General features: G+C 59.6%; 15 protein-coding genes and 1 pseudogene. 4 read left to right on the top strand and 12 right to left on the bottom strand.

What is annotated here, in order from left to right:
- Positions 1–46: 46 nt before the first annotated feature.
- A complete protein-coding gene (locus tag AC1Q8Q_RS01040; protein ID WP_168757328.1) occupies positions 47–595 on the top strand; it encodes a hypothetical protein in 549 nt (182 codons plus the stop codon).
- Positions 596–641: 46 nt separating this feature from the next.
- On the opposite strand, the gene AC1Q8Q_RS01035 is transcribed toward AC1Q8Q_RS01040, so the two are convergent.
- The 8 genes from AC1Q8Q_RS01035 to AC1Q8Q_RS01000 form a co-directional block, all read right to left on the bottom strand.
- Positions 642–1,406, bottom strand: a complete 765-nt coding sequence (locus tag AC1Q8Q_RS01035) for an ABC transporter ATP-binding protein (protein ID WP_020797089.1) — start codon at positions 1,404–1,406, stop codon at positions 642–644.
- A 13-nt stretch (positions 1,407–1,419) separates the two neighbouring features.
- Positions 1,420–2,538 (bottom strand): succinylglutamate desuccinylase/aspartoacylase family protein, encoded by a 1,119-nt coding sequence (locus AC1Q8Q_RS01030; RefSeq protein WP_492614749.1) that lies wholly within the window; start codon positions 2,536–2,538, stop codon positions 1,420–1,422.
- 25 nt (positions 2,539–2,563) lie between these two features.
- The gene (locus AC1Q8Q_RS01025) at positions 2,564–3,274 is read right to left on the bottom strand and encodes an ABC transporter permease (protein ID WP_020797087.1); all 711 of its coding nucleotides are present in this window, start codon (positions 3,272–3,274) and stop codon (positions 2,564–2,566) included.
- The gene (locus AC1Q8Q_RS01020; protein WP_020797086.1) at positions 3,271–3,999 is read right to left on the bottom strand and encodes an ABC transporter permease; all 729 of its coding nucleotides are present in this window, start codon (positions 3,997–3,999) and stop codon (positions 3,271–3,273) included. Before AC1Q8Q_RS01020 ends, AC1Q8Q_RS01025 begins: the two co-directional genes overlap by 4 nt.
- A gap of 56 nt (positions 4,000–4,055) precedes the next feature.
- The gene (locus tag AC1Q8Q_RS01015; protein ID WP_020797085.1) at positions 4,056–4,838 is read right to left on the bottom strand and encodes a transporter substrate-binding domain-containing protein; all 783 of its coding nucleotides are present in this window, start codon (positions 4,836–4,838) and stop codon (positions 4,056–4,058) included.
- A gap of 216 nt (positions 4,839–5,054) precedes the next feature.
- On the bottom strand, positions 5,055–6,740 hold the full coding sequence (locus AC1Q8Q_RS01010) for an ATP-dependent DNA ligase (protein ID WP_168757329.1): 1,686 nt from the start codon (positions 6,738–6,740) through the stop codon (positions 5,055–5,057).
- Complete coding sequence (locus AC1Q8Q_RS01005) at positions 6,737–7,768, bottom strand: ligase-associated DNA damage response exonuclease (RefSeq protein ID WP_151140655.1); 1,032 nt, start codon at positions 7,766–7,768, stop codon at positions 6,737–6,739. Before AC1Q8Q_RS01005 ends, AC1Q8Q_RS01010 begins: the two co-directional genes overlap by 4 nt.
- A gap of 187 nt (positions 7,769–7,955) precedes the next feature.
- Positions 7,956–10,406, bottom strand: coding sequence for a penicillin acylase family protein (locus AC1Q8Q_RS01000; RefSeq protein ID WP_492614748.1), 2,451 nt, complete (start codon positions 10,404–10,406; stop codon positions 7,956–7,958).
- Positions 10,407–10,635: 229 nt separating this feature from the next.
- Between AC1Q8Q_RS01000 and AC1Q8Q_RS00995 the strand changes: the two genes are divergently transcribed.
- From AC1Q8Q_RS00995 to AC1Q8Q_RS00985, 3 genes and pseudogenes are all read left to right on the top strand, one after another.
- A complete protein-coding gene (locus tag AC1Q8Q_RS00995) occupies positions 10,636–11,295 on the top strand; it encodes a peptidase inhibitor family I36 protein (RefSeq protein WP_492614747.1) in 660 nt (219 codons plus the stop codon).
- 434 nt (positions 11,296–11,729) lie between these two features.
- Positions 11,730–12,503 (top strand): annotated as a pseudogene (locus AC1Q8Q_RS00990) (PAS domain-containing protein); the annotation flags it as partial.
- A gap of 6 nt (positions 12,504–12,509) precedes the next feature.
- Positions 12,510–13,049: a methyl-accepting chemotaxis protein gene (locus AC1Q8Q_RS00985; RefSeq protein ID WP_225441926.1), complete on the top strand. Its 540-nt coding sequence runs from the start codon at positions 12,510–12,512 to the stop codon at positions 13,047–13,049.
- Positions 13,050–13,186: 137 nt separating this feature from the next.
- Here AC1Q8Q_RS00985 and AC1Q8Q_RS00980 read toward each other — a convergent pair whose 3' ends face one another.
- The 4 genes from AC1Q8Q_RS00980 to gntR form a co-directional block, all read right to left on the bottom strand.
- The gene (locus tag AC1Q8Q_RS00980) at positions 13,187–13,747 is read right to left on the bottom strand and encodes a hypothetical protein (RefSeq protein ID WP_020797079.1); all 561 of its coding nucleotides are present in this window, start codon (positions 13,745–13,747) and stop codon (positions 13,187–13,189) included.
- A 171-nt stretch (positions 13,748–13,918) separates the two neighbouring features.
- Positions 13,919–14,557, bottom strand: coding sequence for a glutathione S-transferase family protein (locus tag AC1Q8Q_RS00975; RefSeq protein WP_020797078.1), 639 nt, complete (start codon positions 14,555–14,557; stop codon positions 13,919–13,921).
- A 165-nt stretch (positions 14,558–14,722) separates the two neighbouring features.
- The gene (locus AC1Q8Q_RS00970) at positions 14,723–15,214 is read right to left on the bottom strand and encodes a hypothetical protein (protein ID WP_492614746.1); all 492 of its coding nucleotides are present in this window, start codon (positions 15,212–15,214) and stop codon (positions 14,723–14,725) included.
- Between the two features lie 171 nt (positions 15,215–15,385).
- Positions 15,386–16,417 carry an HTH-type transcriptional regulator GntR gene (gntR, locus tag AC1Q8Q_RS00965; RefSeq protein ID WP_020797076.1) on the bottom strand — a complete coding sequence of 344 codons (1,032 nt, stop codon included), beginning with the start codon at positions 16,415–16,417 and terminating at the stop codon, positions 15,386–15,388.
- Positions 16,418–16,613 lie beyond the last annotated feature (196 nt).

The raw sequence follows: 16,613 nt of genomic DNA, 5'->3' as shown, positions 1-16,613 counted from the left end.
GTGTTCTTTGACTGACCACGGCGCAACGCGAAAGGTTTAATGACTGATGCGTGCGGTCTTCGCCGAGCAGTTCTCATATTCGGAAATAACTGTGTTTGTCTTTGAAACCTATTGGCCGATGGGCCGTGGTTTTATCGCTGCGCTGTTCGTCCTGCGCGTCTTGCCAGGGCCGACAGCGAGCCCGTCGACCATGAATATGAAAAGGAACATTCAGATGAAGTCAGTTCGTGCAGGGCATTTGCGCGCCGATTTGATCACGGAGAGTGGGAAGCTCCTCGCGTTTCGGGCAGCGCCAACGCTCGACTATTTCGAACAGCCAGGCTTGCACTGCCTTGGCGCGAGCGATGGTCTGGACAAGGCGTTTTATCTCTATCTGCCGCAGGGTATCGACAGCGGCAGGTTTCATCTGGGATTGAGTGAACGCTCCCCGATGATCATTCATGTGACGGGCAGTTCGGAAGCGGAGTTGTATCGAGGCGCGCTTGAATTGACGGTGGGAGGCGACGCACAGTTTGCCGGAAGTTTCCGCGGCCTGGATGCCGACGGCATCGAGGTGGAAAACGGCAGCTTCAGGCTTGAGCGTGAAGCCAGTTGAGTGACGGAAGCCAGTCAGCCTGGCTCCCGTTTCAAGGGTTGAACGCTTATTTCAAGTTGCCGCTGAGGAACTGTTTCAGACGCTCGCTCTTCGGGTTGCCCAGCACATCCTCCGGCGCGCCTTCTTCCTCCACCAGGCCCTGGTGCAGGAACAACACCTGGCTCGATACTTTGCGCGCGAAGCTCATTTCATGGGTGACCATGATCATGGTCCGGCCTTCTTCGGCCAGGCCCTGGATCACCTTGAGCACTTCACCCACCAGTTCCGGGTCGAGCGCCGAGGTCGGTTCGTCAAACAGCATCACTTCCGGTTCCATGGCCAACGCGCGAGCAATCGCCACCCGTTGTTGCTGGCCACCGGAAAGGAATGCCGGGTATTGATCCGCTACGCGTGCTGCCAGCCCGACCTTGTCGAGGTAACGTCGGGCGCGGTCTTCGGCTTCCTGCTTGCTGCAGCCCAGCACCCGGCGTGGGGCCATGGTGATGTTTTCCAGCACCGTCATGTGGCTCCACAAGTTGAAATGCTGGAACACCATGGCCAGGCGGGTGCGGATTCTTTGCAGTTCATCGGCATCGGCCACGTGCATGCCATGACGATCCTTGATCATGCGAATGGCCTGGCCGTCGAGGCTCATGGCCCCATCGTTGGGCTGTTCGAGGAAGTTGATGCAGCGCAGGAAGGTACTTTTTCCGGAGCCGCTGGCACCGATCAGGCTGATGACATCGCCCGTGTTGGCCTTGAGCGAAACGCCCTTGAGCACCTCATGATCGCCATAGCTTTTATGCAGGCCTTCAATGGTCAGTTTGTACATGGAGCATGCATCCTCAAGGCGAAAGTAGGTAGCCGCTGCGATAGGCTTCGGCGCCCGCGACGTGGGCGATCACCATGCCGGCGGTGGCCATGCGGCGCAGCGAGCGGGCGTACATCAGGCCGGCGGCAGTGCAATGGACAGGCGTGACACGGTCGCTGATGGGGTCAATGATTTCGGCGATCAGTTGCCCGGCTTCCAGGTATTGCCCCGGCAGCGCACTGAACACCAGCAGCCCGCCAACAGGCGTCGCCACGGGTTCCACTCCGGCCAGGGGGGTGGCCGGGTAGGGCAGGTCGGGCAATGGCGCCGACTCGCCGGCAATCGCGCCGAAATGAATCAGATAGTCGATCAGCGCCTGGCTGTCCTGGCTGGCCAGCGGGTGGTTGACGTCGCCCTGGCCGCGCAGCTCGACGGTGACCGAAAAGCTCCCCGGCGGAATATCGAAGTGCTCGCCGAAGCGCTCCTTCAATTGCCACCAGAGCAGCGTGAAGCATTCATCGAACGACTGGCCACCGGAGTCGGTGGCCAACAGGCTGGCTTCGGAACCGATGTAGCGAGCCAGCGGCTCGACCTGTGGCCAGGCTTCGGGCGTGGTGTACAGGTGCGCCACTGCTTCGAAGTCACAATGCAGGTCCAGCACCATGTCGGCATCGCAGGCCAGCCGTTGCAGGGTCAGGCGCTGGGATTGCAGCTGGGTGCTGGCGGTCTGCCGCGCCAATGCCTGGCGCAGGTTGTTGCGGATCAGTTCGAGGTTGCGCTGCGGGTCGTCGCCGAGTTGGCCTTCGATCGCGTTGCCCACCTCTTCGCTCAAATCGATGAACCAGCGGTTGAAGTTCTGCCCACTTTCGAGCTCATAGCGCCCCAGCGGTACATCCATCAACACTTGCTCCAGGCCCGGCGGGTTGGCCACGGGCACCAGGACGATTTCACTGCGCAGCCGGCCGACGGCTTCCAACTCCGCCAGGCGTTGCTTGAGGTGCCACGCCACCAGCATGCCGGGCATTTCATCGGCGTGCAGGGACGACTGGATGTAGATCTTGCCATTGGCCGGTTGCGGCCCGAAATGAAAACTGTGGATCTGTCGTGCGGTCCCCGGCAGTGGGGCCAGCAAGTCATGTATCTGGTGGCGCATTTGTCGTGTTTCCCGAAGCGGGGTCCTAGTGAGTCGGCCCGAGGAAGGCCAGCCATCGGCGTTCGGCGAGGCGGAACAGGCCGACCAGCGCAAAGGTGACGGTCAGGTAGATCAGCGCGGCGATCCCGAACGACTGGAAGGTCAGGAAGGTCGCCGAGTTGGCGTCCCGAGCGACTTTCAGGATGTCCGGGATAGTCGCAGTGAACGCCACGGTGGTCGAGTGCAGCATCAGGATCACTTCGTTGCTGTAGTACGGCAACGAGCGACGCAGCGCCGAAGGCATGATCACGTAGGCATACAGCTTCCAGCCTGTCAGGCCGTAGGCCTTGGCGGCTTCGACTTCGCCGTGGGCCATGCTGCGGATCGCCCCGGCGAAAATCTCCGTGGTGTAGGCGCAGGTGTTCAGGGCGAACGCCAGGATGGTGCAGTTCATCGCATCGCGAAAGAAGCTGTCGAGCAGCGGTTGTGCGCGCACGGCGGCCAGGCTGTAGATCCCGGTGTAGCAGATCAGCAGCTGGATATACAAAGGCGTGCCGCGAAACAGGTAGGTGTAGAACTGCACCGGCCAGCGAATGTAGAAGTGCGGTGAAACCCGGGCGATCGACAACGGAATCGAGACGATGAAGCCGATGAAGATCGATGCACTGAGCAACCACAGGGTCATGGCCAGGCCGGTGATGTTCTGACCGTCGGTGTAGAGGAAGGCTTTCCAGTATTCCTGCAGGAGTTCGATCATCGCACAGCCTCCCGGGTACCCGCGGCATAGCGGCGTTCGAGCCAGCGCAGAATGACGTTGGAGGCGCTGGTGATCGCCAGGTAGATCAGGGCGGCGAGCACCAGGAAGTAGAACAGCTGATAGCTGCTTTTACCCGCATCCTGGGCCGCCTTGACCAAGTCGGCGAGGCCGATGATCGACACCAGTGCAGTGGCCTTGAGCATGACCATCCAGTTGTTGCCGATACCCGGCAGGGCATAGCGCATCATTTGCGGAAACACCACGATACGGAACCGCTGGCCGCGCTTGAGTCCGTAGGCCGTGGCTGCTTCGACCTGCCCGCGAGGCACGGCGAGGATCGCGCCGCGGAAGGTTTCGGTGAAGTAGGCGCCGTAAATGAAGCCCAGGGTCAGTACCCCGGCGCTGAACGGGTTGATCTCGATGTATTCCCATTCCATGTAATCGGTGAGCGACGTCAGCCAGGTTTGCAGGCTGTAGAAGATCAGCAGCATCAGCACCAGGTCTGGCACCCCGCGAATCAGCGTGGTGTAGCACTGTGCAAGCAGGCGTAGCAGTTTGACTTTCGACAGCTTGGCACTGGCGCCGAGTAGACCGAGCAATACGGCCACCAGCAGCGACATCGCCGATAACTTGATGGTCATCCAGGTGCCTTCCATCAGCAGCGGGCCAAAGCCCTTGAGGCTGAAGGCGGAGAGCCCCAGTGTGTTTAAGAGGTTTTCGAACATAAATCAGCAACCTGATCGGATGAAAAAAGCGCCCATCGCGAGATGGGCGCCGGGCATTACTTGCCGCTGTACAGGTTCAGATCGCCGAAGTGTTTCTTTTGAATAGTGGCGTAGGTGCCATCATCGTGTAACGCTTTGATACCTTTATCCAAAAGTGCTTTCAGCTCGGTGTTACCTTTCTTAATGCCGATTGCCGTCTTGGCGGGCAGCAGTTCGCTGTCAACCGGCTTGCTGACTTCGTAGCCTTCCCCTTTTGGCGACTTCAAGAAGCCCAGTTCGGCTTGCAGCATGTCCTGGATCGCGGCGTCCAGACGGCCGGAAGTCAGGTCGGAATACACCTGGTCCTGGTTCTGATAGGCCTGGGTCTTCACGCCGGCCTTATCCAGCACAGCCTTGGCGTAGGCTTCCTGGATGGTGCCTTGTTCGTAGCCGACGGTCTTGCCCTTGAGCGACGCGACGTCTTCGGTCAGGCCGGAACCTTTCTTGAACACGTAGGCGGTTGGACCGGAGAACAGTTCGCTGGAGAAGTCGATGACTTTTTCGCGGGCCGGGGTGACGGTCATCGAAGAGATCACGCCGTCGAATTTATTGGCCTTGAGGCCAGGAATCATGCCGTCGAAGTCGCTTTCGACCCATTTGCACTTGACCTTCAGCTCAGCGCAGATCGCGTTCCCCAGGTCGATGTCGAAGCCTACCAGGCTGCCGTCGGCCGCTTTCGACTCGAACGGCGCGTAGGAAGGGTCAACACCAAAACGCAATTCCTTGTATTCCTTTGCCAGCGCGGAACCGGCTGCCACGCACAACGCCAGTGCAGAAAGGGTCAGCAATGCTTTTTTCATTATTCAATCCCTAAGAACCAATATGAGCGCTTGTGGCGCAGAATTATTGTTACTGGTAAGCGTAAGCCCTAATGAAAGTAGCAATTTCCGAACCAGAGTACCGAACAAGCGTTTAAAAGGTATTCGGGAAATTGCAGGAGGGGATTAGTGCACGAAAATGGGCGTCGTGAAAAGCCTGCACTTTTCTGGTTCTGCACAGCGATCGCATACAGCGGTTCAGCCGAGCAGATCCTGTAATGTACCCAGGTGATCAGCCTCTTCGACCGATTTGTCCTGCCGCCAGCGCAGCATCCGCGGAAACCGCACCGCAATCCCGCTTTTGTGCCGTTTGGACAAGGCGATGCCTTCGAAACCCAGTTCAAACACCAGGCTCGGCTTGACGCTGATCACCGGGCCGAATTTTTCTACCGTGGTTCTGCGCACGATGTTGTCGACCTGGCGCATTTGTTCATCGGTCAACCCTGAATAGGCCTTGGCAAACGGCACCAGCGCGCGTTCGCTGGCGTCGGGTGGCGCGTCCCAGACGGCGAACGTGTAATCGCTGTAGAGACTGGCGCGGCGGCCATGGCCGCGCTGTGCATAAATCAGCACCGCGTCGACACTGAACGGGTCGACTTTCCATTTCCACCAGACCCCCATGTCCTTGGTGCGACCGACGCCGTAGAGCGCGTCCCGAGCCTTGAGCATCATGCCTTCGACCCCGAGCCGGCGCGATGCTTCCCGCTGGCGGGCGAGGTCGAACCAGTCTTCGCCGGTCAATAAGGGCGAGGCGAGCAGCAGAGGATTGTTGGCCTGGGTGATTACCTTCTCCAGTTGACTGCGCCTCCGGTTTTGCGGCTGATTGCGCCAATCCTCGCCTTGCCATTCCAGCAAGTCGTACGCGAGGATGACCACCGGCACGTCATTGAGAATCTTGCGGGTGAGGTTTTTCCTGCCGATCCGCTGCTGCAACAGGGCGAAAGGTTGTACGGCAGGGGAATCCGGAGGCGGATCGAAGGCATCTTCGGTCCCTGTGTGAGCGGCTTTCCAGGCGACGATCTCGCCGTCGATCACGGTGCCGTCGGGCAAGCAGTGGATCATACTGTCAAATTCAGGAAAGCGATCGGTGACCAATTCTTCACCGCGCGACCAGATCCATAGGCGTCCTTCGCGTTTGACGATCTGGGCGCGGATGCCATCCCACTTCCATTCGACCTGCCACTGGCTGGCGGTGCCGAACAGCGCTTCGAATTGTTCGACCGGTTGTGCCAGGGCATGGGCGAGGAAAAACGGATACGGCTGACCGCCGCGTTGCGCATGTTCGTCGGGAGATTGCGCGGCGATCAACTTCAAGTAGCTGGCGGCAGTGGGGCGGTTGGACAAATCGGTGTAGCCGACCATTCGTTGGGCCACGCGCTTGCTGTCCAGGCCAGTCATGGAGGCCAGCGCTCGGGTCACCAGCAACTTCGAGACACCGACGCGAAAGCTGCCGGTGATCAACTTGATGCACAGCATAAGGCTGGGGCGGTCCAGTTGCGACCAGAGAGCGGGCAGGCGTTCGGCGAGCACCTGCGGGGATTCGCCGCGCAATGGCAGCAGTTTTTCTTCGATCCATACCGCCAATCCGTCGCTGGAGCGATAAGGCGATTCGGGCAACACCAGGGAAATCGTTTCCGCCAGGTCGCCCACCGCCTGGTAGCTTTCTTCGAACAGCCACGCCGAAAGCCCGGAATACGCGACTGCCAACTCCCGCAGGACGCGCACCGGCACTAATTGCCTGGGGCGTCCTCCGGACAGAAAGTACACCGCCCACGCGGCATCTTCCGGCGCGGCCTGAGCAAAATACTCTTGCATCGCCGCCAGCTTGGCGTTGCTCGATGTCGTGGCGTCGAGTTCGGCGTACAGCTGGGCGAAAGCCTTCATGGCAGTGCCTCGACGCTCTCGGCTTCGGCGGTCGATGCCTCCTCATCGTCACCGTACTCGGTGCGAAAGCCCTGGGCATCGAGGCCTTGTTCACGCAGGTGGCGCACCAATACCGCGACGGAACCGTGCGTGACCATTACCCGCTCAGCGCCAGTCTGTTCGATGGCCCACAGCAATCCCGGCCAGTCTGCGTGATCGGACAACACGAAACCGCGATCCACCCCACGTCGCCGACGCGTTCCGCGCAAGCGCATCCAGCCGCTGGCGAAACCGTCGCTGTAGTCGCCGAAACGGCGCATCCAGGTGCTGCCACCGGCCGAAGGCGGAGCGATGACCAGCGCTTTGCGCAGAATCGGATCGTTTTTTTGGAAATCGCCAGCGTAGAGCGTTGGCGGCAGGTCTATGCCGGCCTCGCGATAGACACGGTTCAGCGGCTCCACCGCGCCATGCGTCAGGATCGGCCCGAGGCTGGCATCGATGCCATGGAGAATGCGCTGGGCCTTGCCGAAGGAATAACAGAACAGCACGCTGGCTTTATCTAGCTCGGCATTGGCCTGCCACCATTGATTGATCTCGGCAAAGACCTGCGCCTGGGGCTGCCAGCGATAGATCGGCAGGCCGAATGTCGACTCGGTGATGAAGGTGTGACAGCGCACCGGTTCGAACGGTGCGCAGGTGCCGTCGGGTTCGATCTTGTAGTCACCTGACGCCACCCAGACTTCCCCGCCATATTCCAGGCGCACCTGGGCCGAGCCGAGGACGTGGCCGGCGGGGTGGAAACTCAGGGTAACGCCGTGATGCAGCAACCGCTCGCCATACGCCAGGGTTTGCAGGTCGATGTCCTGGCCCAGTCGTGCCCGCAGTATCCCTTCACCGGGTGCTGCCGCCAGGTAGTGCTGGTTGCCGGTGCGGGCGTGGTCGCCATGGGCGTGGGTGATGACCGAACGCTCGACCGGCCGCCACGGATCGATGTAGAAATCGCCGGCGGGGCAGTACAAGCCTTCAGGGCGCGCGATGACAAGGTCCACGTTGCTGTCCAAGTGCAGGGGCTTGTTAGCTAGGAGGCTGGCGCGGGCGAAGAAGTTCTATCGGGAATTCCCGGGTAAACAACCTACCCCCTGTAGGAGCTGCCGCAGGCTGCGATCTTTGACCTTGTTTTTTCAAAGATCAAGATCAAAAGATCGCAGCCTGCGGCAGCTCCTACAGGGAATGTGGTTATTTTCCAGGTGTCAGGGTCAGGCGCTTGGTTCCATACACCCGGTCGAAATTCTCCGGCTGCATTGGCAAGCTCTGATACTGCCCCTTCAGCCATGGCTCGATACCGTTGAGGTAGTTCGGGCTGGCCGGGTTGCCGGACTGGCCGGTGGCGATCTGGCCCATCAGTGGTTCGGGTTGGCCGAAGTCGACGATCAGGCGCATGGCCGGCACCCGTGTGGTGTTGAAGTCTTGGCCCACGGAATAGGCGGCCGTGTTGAGGGTGGTGTGGTCGCCGCCGGCTGGCTGCGAACCTCGCACGGTCTGGCCGCTGGCGTTCTTCCACTCATAGCGGTGAAGTTTGCCCCACTGCCAGGCTTTATGATCGCCACCCAACTGACTGTCGCCAGCGGTGATCGCCGCCGCCAGGCTGCGGGCGAGGATCGCCGGTTTGTCTTCTTTCTGCGCGGTGTGCACATCATCCCAGAATGGACTGTCTTCGCGCCCCAGCAAGTGATCGGCCTGCGCCGCGTAAGACAAGCTGCCATTGGCGATGAAAGCTTGCCACGCCGGGCTGCCTTGTGGCCCCAATTCATCGAGGAAAATCTGCCGGGTGCTTTCCTGCAGGAACAGCTGGTAGATGGCCGCATCGGCGGAGGTCGGGCTGAGTTTGCCGTCAAATGCCATCAAGCGGGTCAGGGCCTCGCGTGCCTTGCCGCGATCCGCCACGGGCAAGGCCTCGATGGCCTGCTTGAGCGGCTGTGACATCCCCGGTGCTTCGAACATTTTCTTCAGTTTGGCGGCGAAGGTGGTGGTCTGGTCGTACTGCATGGCGATCAGGCTACGGGTGTCGTGCTTGCCCACGCCGGCCAGTTCGGCCAGGCGCTCGCCACGTTCCGGTGCCGACCAGGAGTTGGATAGCTGCATGCCATAGCCATGGGGAATGACCCGCTGGTTGGCGGTGCCGAGCCAGCCTTGGGCCGGGTCCTGATCGTAGGGGTGCAGCATCGGGTCGGCGTAACCGTCCCAATCGTAACGTCCCTCCCAACCAGGCGAGGGCAACAGGCCTTCGCCTTCGCGGCGGTTTGGATAGCGGCCGGTGACTTGCCAGCCAATGTGGCTGGCATCGGCGAACATCAGGTTCAAGGTAATGGCGCGAATCTCGCGGCTGGCGTCCGAGGCTTTCTCGACATTCTGCGCCCGGGACAGGTCAAAGAAGGCGTCCAGGCTCTTGTCGTCGGTAAAGTTCGGCGTTTGCAAGGCCAGGCCGAAACCGCTGCCCTGCGCCAGGCCCTGGGCACTGTTGAGCAGGGGACCGTGGCGGGTTTCGAATATCGCTTCGCGAATCGGCCGCTGGCCTTTGACGAAGTAGGTTTCATTGCGCACGATCGCCGGCTGCCACTTGCCAGCGGTTTCGTAGGACAGCCCATTACCCTGGCGTTTGATTTTTTCCAGGAACAGGTCCTGGTTGTCGCCCATGACGCTGGTCATGCTCCAGGCCACTTTGCCATTGAAACCACCCAGGATCATCGGCAACCCGGCGAGGGTCACACCGGAAGCCTGGTACTTCGATGTGCGGATCTGCACGTAGCTAAACAGCGCCGGTACCCCCATCGGCCCGTGGCTGTCGCTGGCCAGCAGGCTTTTACCGCTGCGGCTGCGCTGCGGGGCAATGGCCCAGTTGTTCGATGAGGTGGCGGCCAGCAGATTAAGCTCGGACAGCTGGCCGGTGGCCTTGCTGATCTCGGCCAGCCCCGGTACTTGCCCGCTGAGCTTGATGCCCTGCAGCTTTTCACTTTCGGCCAGTGGCAGTTTTTCATCCGGGGCCGAAGGGGTCAGCCACGGCAGTTTGTCGGTAGTGACGCTCTGGGCCAGCACCAGCGAGGCAATTTCCTCGGGCAGGTTGGCTGACTGACTGAAGTTGAGCAGGCAGAAAATCAGCGCCGAGTCTTCCGGCTTCCAGTACTCGGGCTTGTACCCGGTGGCGGCGAGGTCGGCAGGCAGCTTGTCGCGGTAGCGGAACAGATAGGCGTTGACCCCGCGGGCATAGACTTCGAAGAAGCGCTTGAGTCGCGGTGAGGAGGCCTTGTACAGCTCGCCAGCGCTCTTCTTCAGGTTGACCGCGCGCATATAGCGGTCGGCGTCCAACAGGTCCGCTCCCTGCATCTCGGCCAATCGACCCTGGGCGAGCAAACGCAGGGTGACCATCTGGGTGATGCGGTCACTGGCGTGCACATAGCCGAGGGCGAACAGTGCGTCGTGGAAAGTGCTGCTTTCGATCAACGGTATGCCCATCGCATTGCGCCGAACCGAAACGTTCTGCGCCAGGCCTTTGAGCGGCTGTACGCCGGAGGTGGGCGGGAGGGTGTCCTGGGCATTGAAGCTCTGACAACCGGTCAGGCTCAAGACACCCGCCACTGCTGCGGCAACGCCGAACCGGGGTAGAAAATGTGAAAGGGCTGGCGAGGCCATGGCAAAGCTCCTGCGGGGGGTAAAGGCGGCGGCGCGCAATAAAGGCGCTACGTTAGTGAGCAGGAGGGGGGCGCGCAAGCGGGATGCGGGGTTATTTCTACAATCGACCGGGCGGTGCCATCGGTCGAGCCTGTTATTTCTGACAGTAGACATTCCATTGTGCCGGGAAGACGCTGTTTTCCTGCTCACGCTGACTGTGTTCAGCGTTCCTGGCAAATGGAGTCTCTACATGAACAGCAAATGGCTGGTTGCGTTCGTGGCACTCTGCCTCGGAGTTGGCGCACTGTTTTTTTCGGCGAAACAGGCGACAGTCGAGCGCAGCCCCTATGCGTTGTTCGAGCCCGGCATGACGACTGAGCAAAAAGTCATGGTGCAACGACAAATCGAGCGCCAGCTCAGTCGAAAATCGGGAGGCAAGCAAATCAGTACCACTCAAGTGGTATATGACAATGGTGCCGCTGTGGTGACGTTCCCGGTACCCGGCGACGCAGGTCAGTCCGATCGCAACTGTGATTACGGTTACGTCTGTTTCTGGACCGCGTCGGATTTTGCCGGCAGGAAACTGTCATTGCTCAGTACGGCGAAAAATGGGCCCGTCAATCTGTCCGACTATGACATGAGCGCCCAGGTCCTCTCCTGGCAGCACAACAACAAGACCGGCACAGTAAAGATCTTCGGAGTGGATGGGCCGGGCGCGAAGGGCAACATGGTGATGAGCAATATCAGGGAGGTGATCCTGGGTAAGGGCTGTTGTCCGTTCAGCGTTCCCGAAGATGCCCGCGTCGTCGGTACCTGGACGGAGATCAATGCCCAGAGCCGACTGACCGAGAATAACAATAGGATCATGAGCATCGCGTTTGCGCCCATGTTCATGTTATTTGCCCATTAGAGGTCGAGCTTCCCACCGGAGCAGCCCTTGGGCGCGCTGAACCGATTTTGTCCTCGATACTGGCCGACTAGTGGCCTTGCAAGCCGAAGACCGATGTCTATGCTGACGTCTAACTAACCATGCCGACCGTTATCGCCGGCATTGGATCATCGAGCCAAGCTGCCAGAGTGCGCAATTCAAGGCACCGACACACTTGCAGGAAGCTGTCTGGAAATGGAGTTCGCTTATGAGCACGTTAGGGCTGGCCCGACGCCGGGCTATCAAGAGAAGGATGTCTTGATGGGAGTGTCGCGATAAGGACTTCCTTCGATCGAACATCACCTATCACCTGTTCATTCCTCCTTTTTGGAGGGATGCGTGTACCTGTTCTATTGAACGTAGTGGTGGATTTGAAAGACCAGCAACTTTCATAAACGCGCATAGGTGGTACGACCATGTTTAACCTGCATCACAAGGCTGACCTGCTGGAAATCGAACGTTTCAGCTGCGCGCTGACTGAGGCCAACGCCAAGCTGGCTGCCGTCAGCCGGTCGATGGCGATGATTGAATTCAGTCCCGATGGCATTGTCCTCGATGCCAACGAGAATTTTTGCAAGGTCATGGGTTACAGCGCCGACGAAGTGCGCGGCAAACATCACCGGATGTTCTGTGAAGAGGCGTTTTACCGCAGCGAGGAGTACGCCAAATTGTGGCGCGATCTGGCTCGGGGCGAACCGATCAGCGGAACCTTTCTGCGCTTGGACAAAAGCGGCAAGGAGATCTGGCTCGAAGCCAGCTACATGCCGGTATTGGGTCCTGATCGGCAGGTGCGCAGCGTGATCAAGGTGGCCACCGATATTTCTGCCAGGGTCATCAAGGAACACGAAAACGAAAGCCGGCTCGCCGCCATTGGTCGCTCCATGGCAGTGATCGAATTCACCCCGGAAGGCCGAGTGATCAGCGCAAACGAAAACTTCCTGAAAACCACCCAGTACTCGCTCCATGAAATCGTCGGTCAGCATCACAGCATGTTCTGTCATCGTGCCGAAGCGGAATCCCAGGGCTACAGGAATTTCTGGGCCTCGCTGAACCGAGGCGAATATCACTCGCATCGTTTCGAGCGCAAGAACAAGCAGGGCCAGACGATATACCTGGAAGCTTCCTATAATCCGTTATTCGACGCCAAGGGCCGCCTGTACAAAGTGGTCAAGTTCGCCAGCGACATCACCCAACAAATGACGACCCTGCAAACCGCCGCGGATTCTGCCCACAGTACCTCGGTGCAAAACGACGCCTGCGCGCGCAAGGGCTCCGAGGTGGTGCAGCAAACGGTGCAGATCATCCAGGACATCTCCAGGGACTTGAACCAGGCGGCGCTGAGCATCGATGCGGTGAGCCAACAGTCCGACATCATCGGCACCATCGTCCAGACCATCCGCGGGATTGCCGATCAGACCAACTTGCTGGCGCTCAACGCCGCCATCGAAGCGGCCCGTGCCGGCGAGCATGGGCGAGGGTTTGCCGTGGTGGCCGATGAAGTGCGCAGCCTTGCCGCACGCACCAGCCAGGCCACCCTGGAAATTGTCGATGTGGTGCGCAAGAACCACGACCTGTCATTGAGTGCGGTGTCGAGCATGCAGTCGAGCCTGAGTCGAACCGGGCTGGGCGTGGAGCTGGCGAACGAGGCGGGGGAGGTGATCCTGGAAATCCAGCAGGGATCGCGACATGTGGTGGACGCGATCAGCCAGTTCAACTCGACCTTGCAGTTGAACTGATCACCCCCTTGATTTCCCTGTAGGAGCGAGCTCTGCTCGCGATGGTCGTCAACGATGACGCGGGGATCCTGGCGCCCCGCGTCGTTCTCGGGTTCATCGCGAGCATGCTCGCTCCTACAACAACCATCACCGCGTCGTTACAGCGAGGCGATGAGCTTGTCCACACCCTCGATACTGGTGTGTTCACCCCTGCGCTGGTCTTTCTCGGCTGCAGCCATCTGCGCCTTCTCCCGCACGCGCTGGGCTATTTCTTCGCCGATGGCTTGTTGTTTCTCCGGTGGCATCTGATCGATCTCCTCCTGGGTCAAGCCCATCTCTTGCAGGATCGCATCGCGCATGCGCTGTTCCGGGGTCTTGCTCATGTAGTCCTTGAATTCGGCTGTCGCTGAACCATCGCCGATCCTGTCCTTGACGTCGTCGGGCAGCGGCGCGGAGGTTGCCTGCAGGCCAACGCGGGTCTTGGCGAACGCTTCGTCGACGTTATCGCTGATGCGAGTGGCTTCATTCACCTGTTGCGTGGACAGTTGCGTAGCGGATTCCTCGACCTGGGTGCTGGTTTGCGTGGTTTGCGCCTGCAGGTTGTTCTGCAAGGCCTGCGTCATGACGCTTTGCAGGCCGGCGGCGGCTTCAGCTGTCGGATCCTCACCGGGGCGCTTGGGAAGGGGGGTTACCAGGTTTGATTTTGCACTGACCAACATGATAAGCAGACCTTGTAGGTATTGGCGGTACAGTGCTTCAGCAAATAGTATGCCCGTAGATAAAATATCAATTAAATCAGATTGTTAGAATTATTTAACCCGGTAGGCAAGGTGGGTTTGCGGTCAGGCCTTGCCGCCGGGCGGCAGCGGTCGACCGCTATCGGAAGTGGCTCAAGGCAAGCCGTTACAGCAGTGTTTGAGAAAACCCGGGTGTTGCGCCAGGCGTTTGAAATACTCGTCGACGGCCGAATAGTCGGGACGCTCGATGGGCGTCATCAGCCAACGGTTGACCGAGAGGCCGATGACAATGTCGGCCACGGTGAATTTTGCCCCGGCGACATACGCCTTGGTGGTTGCGAGCTGATGTTCGAGGATGGCCATTTTCTGGTTCCAGCCGCGCACACTGATGTCGATGCGATGAGCATCCTGGTATTCCGGATCCTTGCGCACCAGCGCCATGAACGCATAACTCCACGACGAGTTGAGATCGGTGGCTTGCCAATCCATCCACTGTTCCACCCGGGCGCGGGCGGCCGGTTCGCCGGGTAGCAGCTCCGTGTGGTGATGCTGGTGCCTGGCGCAGAGGTAGCGGCATATGGTGTTGGACTCCCACAGCACACCGGCCTCATCGATGATCACCGGTACCTGTGCGTTGGGGTTGTACCGGAGAAACTCAGGGCTGTGGGTCGAGGCGAAACCGCTGCCCCAATCCTCGCGTTCGTAGGAAAGGCCCAACTCCTCACAGGTCCACAGGACCTTCCTGACGTTGATCGACGAGGCTTTTCCCAGAATCTTCAGTGTGTGTTCCATTGTGCTACTCCGTTAGCGTATGTGCGCTTCAGGAAATTAACAGTTTTTCAGCCACAGCGAGCACTCAGCGGGATGAGAAACACATTCAAGACTAGTTGAAATCCCAAGGCATGGGCGTCGCACCGCTTGACGGTACGGCGTGTTGGATCGGGTGACTTTCGCTCCTTATTTCTCGCCTTGGAATAGACCGGCCCAGATAGGCCAAGAGCAGGCGCTGGGAATCTGTTGGTTGAGGATGGGTTGGCGCAGGACCCAGCCCTGAAGCTGTTGGTCGATGAACACCGGGGTGGATACGATGCACTCGCCTTGGGGCGCAACCTTGGCTTGATCCACTGAAACGAACAGCGGACCAGGCAGATCGAACACGGTCTTGGACCGGCTTACCAAGCCTGTGTCCTTGCTGGCGTAGCATTCATTTCTACGTCCTGTGAGGTCAGTGGTCATGACGCCTGCATCTTCCATGCTCGAATGCCAGACATCCATTACGACGGCAGGGCCCTCGCCCTTCGGGTGAGCGGCCAGACAGTTTTTTATCGCTGGAATGAAGCGTGGATCTGTCAGGAGGTGAGTCCAATCACTCGGCTGCGACACTTGCGCCTCAGATACCTGTCCGAGCGAGAGCATCAGCAGGGAGGTCATGAAGATCGTCTTGCGCATAGGAATGTCAGCCGGGAACGGAATTTGCGGATTCTGTATCCGCCATCCGTGAAGCGCAGGACAAAATGTGTTTCGAAATACCGCTGCGGGGCCGGACTGCCTCGTAGGCGTGGTCACCAGGAGGCATCCGGTTTCGCGGCGCTATCGTTTCACAGCGGGGAAGCACCGGTCTCACGTACTCTCGCGCACCTTCAACTCAAACCCCATGTCCTGCACCGGTTTGGCCACGGTGTTACCGGCCATCAATGTGAGCATCTGCTCCGCCGCACGACGGCCGATGGCTTCGCGCGGTGTGTTGATGCTGCTCAGGCGCGGGACCATGTGTTCCGACATCGGCAAATCGTTGAAGCCAAGAATCGCCACCTGTTCGGGAATCTTGATCCCGCAGCGCATGGCCTCAAGCAGGGCGCCCTGGGCCAGGTCGTCGTTGCCGAAGAAAATCGCATCGACGTCCGGGTGACTGGCCAGCAGTTGCAGAAACAGCTCGCCGCCCAAGCCGACGGACGAGGCGCGCGGGGTCAGCACTTCCAGGTCGGGGTCATACAGGCCGGCCTTTTTCAGGGCTTTGCGAAAACCTTCACCGCGCAACAGAGTGCGTTGGTCCAGCTGCGCACCGATGTAGGCCAGGCGCTTGCGCCCACGCGAGAGTAAATGCTCGGCCGCCGTTTCGCCGGCAGCCAGTTGCGAGAAGCCGACGCAATTGAGCCCGGCAGCACTGTCGAGTTCCATCATGTACACGCACGGGATGTTGCTGGCTTCGATCATCCGTCGCGAACTTTCGGTGCGGTCGAAGCCGGTCAGCAGCAAGCCTCGGGGTTGATAGGCCATATAGTTGCGCAGCAGGTTTTCTTCTTCGTCGCGCGAGTAATGGAAGTTGCCGATCAGCACCTCGAAGCCCTTGGGGCGCAACACCTGATGAATGGCTTCCAGGGTGTCGATGAACAGCAGGTTGGACAAGGACGGCACCAATACCACCACCGAATGGCTCTGCGCCGAAGCCAAGGCACGGGCCGCGGGGTTGACCACGTAGTTGAGTTCCAGCGCGGCTTTCTGGACTTTTTCCACCAGTTCGGTGGCCACCGTACTGACCCCGCGCAAGGCGCGCGAAGCGGTAATCGGACTGACACCGGCCAGGCGTGCCACTTCGTTCAGGGTTGGGCGGCCAGTGGTGCGGGTATTTTTATCGTTTTTAGTTGAAGTCATCGACGGCTTGCCAAACAAAATTCAAGGCACTAAGGTAGCGCTGTCTCGATGCAGCTGCAAATGCGTAAGTGGGGGTTCGCCTGATCCTCGCTTTTTGGCATTGGGACAAACATGCTGCAACCCACAAAAATGACAAGAAGGCGTCGGCAACTTCTACTTTTGATCCAGTGTCATAGCTTGCAAAGGTAGCGCTGTC

It is taken from the genome of Pseudomonas sp. GW823-FHT06B06 (assembly GCF_058795195.1).
This window is presented reverse-complemented; position numbering and strand designations above follow the sequence as displayed.

Excerpts from the sequence above, each read along its gene's own strand:
- AC1Q8Q_RS01040 (WP_168757328.1), top strand. The coding sequence starts at position 47 with ATGCGTGCGGTCTTCGCCGAGCAGTTCTCATATTCGGAAATAACTGTG.
- AC1Q8Q_RS01035 (WP_020797089.1), bottom strand. The coding sequence starts at position 1,406 with ATGTACAAACTGACCATTGAAGGCCTGCATAAAAGCTATGGCGATCAT.
- AC1Q8Q_RS01030 (WP_492614749.1), bottom strand. The coding sequence starts at position 2,538 with ATGCGCCACCAGATACATGACTTGCTGGCCCCACTGCCGGGGACCGCA.
- AC1Q8Q_RS01025 (WP_020797087.1), bottom strand. The coding sequence starts at position 3,274 with ATGATCGAACTCCTGCAGGAATACTGGAAAGCCTTCCTCTACACCGAC.
- AC1Q8Q_RS01020 (WP_020797086.1), bottom strand. The coding sequence starts at position 3,999 with ATGTTCGAAAACCTCTTAAACACACTGGGGCTCTCCGCCTTCAGCCTC.
- AC1Q8Q_RS01015 (WP_020797085.1), bottom strand. The coding sequence starts at position 4,838 with ATGAAAAAAGCATTGCTGACCCTTTCTGCACTGGCGTTGTGCGTGGCA.
- AC1Q8Q_RS01010 (WP_168757329.1), bottom strand. The coding sequence starts at position 6,740 with ATGAAGGCTTTCGCCCAGCTGTACGCCGAACTCGACGCCACGACATCG.
- AC1Q8Q_RS01000 (WP_492614748.1), bottom strand. The coding sequence starts at position 10,406 with ATGGCCTCGCCAGCCCTTTCACATTTTCTACCCCGGTTCGGCGTTGCC.
- AC1Q8Q_RS00995 (WP_492614747.1), top strand. The coding sequence starts at position 10,636 with ATGAACAGCAAATGGCTGGTTGCGTTCGTGGCACTCTGCCTCGGAGTT.
- AC1Q8Q_RS00985 (WP_225441926.1), top strand. The coding sequence starts at position 12,510 with ATGACGACCCTGCAAACCGCCGCGGATTCTGCCCACAGTACCTCGGTG.
- AC1Q8Q_RS00980 (WP_020797079.1), bottom strand. The coding sequence starts at position 13,747 with ATGTTGGTCAGTGCAAAATCAAACCTGGTAACCCCCCTTCCCAAGCGC.
- AC1Q8Q_RS00975 (WP_020797078.1), bottom strand. The coding sequence starts at position 14,557 with ATGGAACACACACTGAAGATTCTGGGAAAAGCCTCGTCGATCAACGTC.
- AC1Q8Q_RS00970 (WP_492614746.1), bottom strand. The coding sequence starts at position 15,214 with ATGCGCAAGACGATCTTCATGACCTCCCTGCTGATGCTCTCGCTCGGA.
- gntR (WP_020797076.1), bottom strand. The coding sequence starts at position 16,417 with ATGACTTCAACTAAAAACGATAAAAATACCCGCACCACTGGCCGCCCA.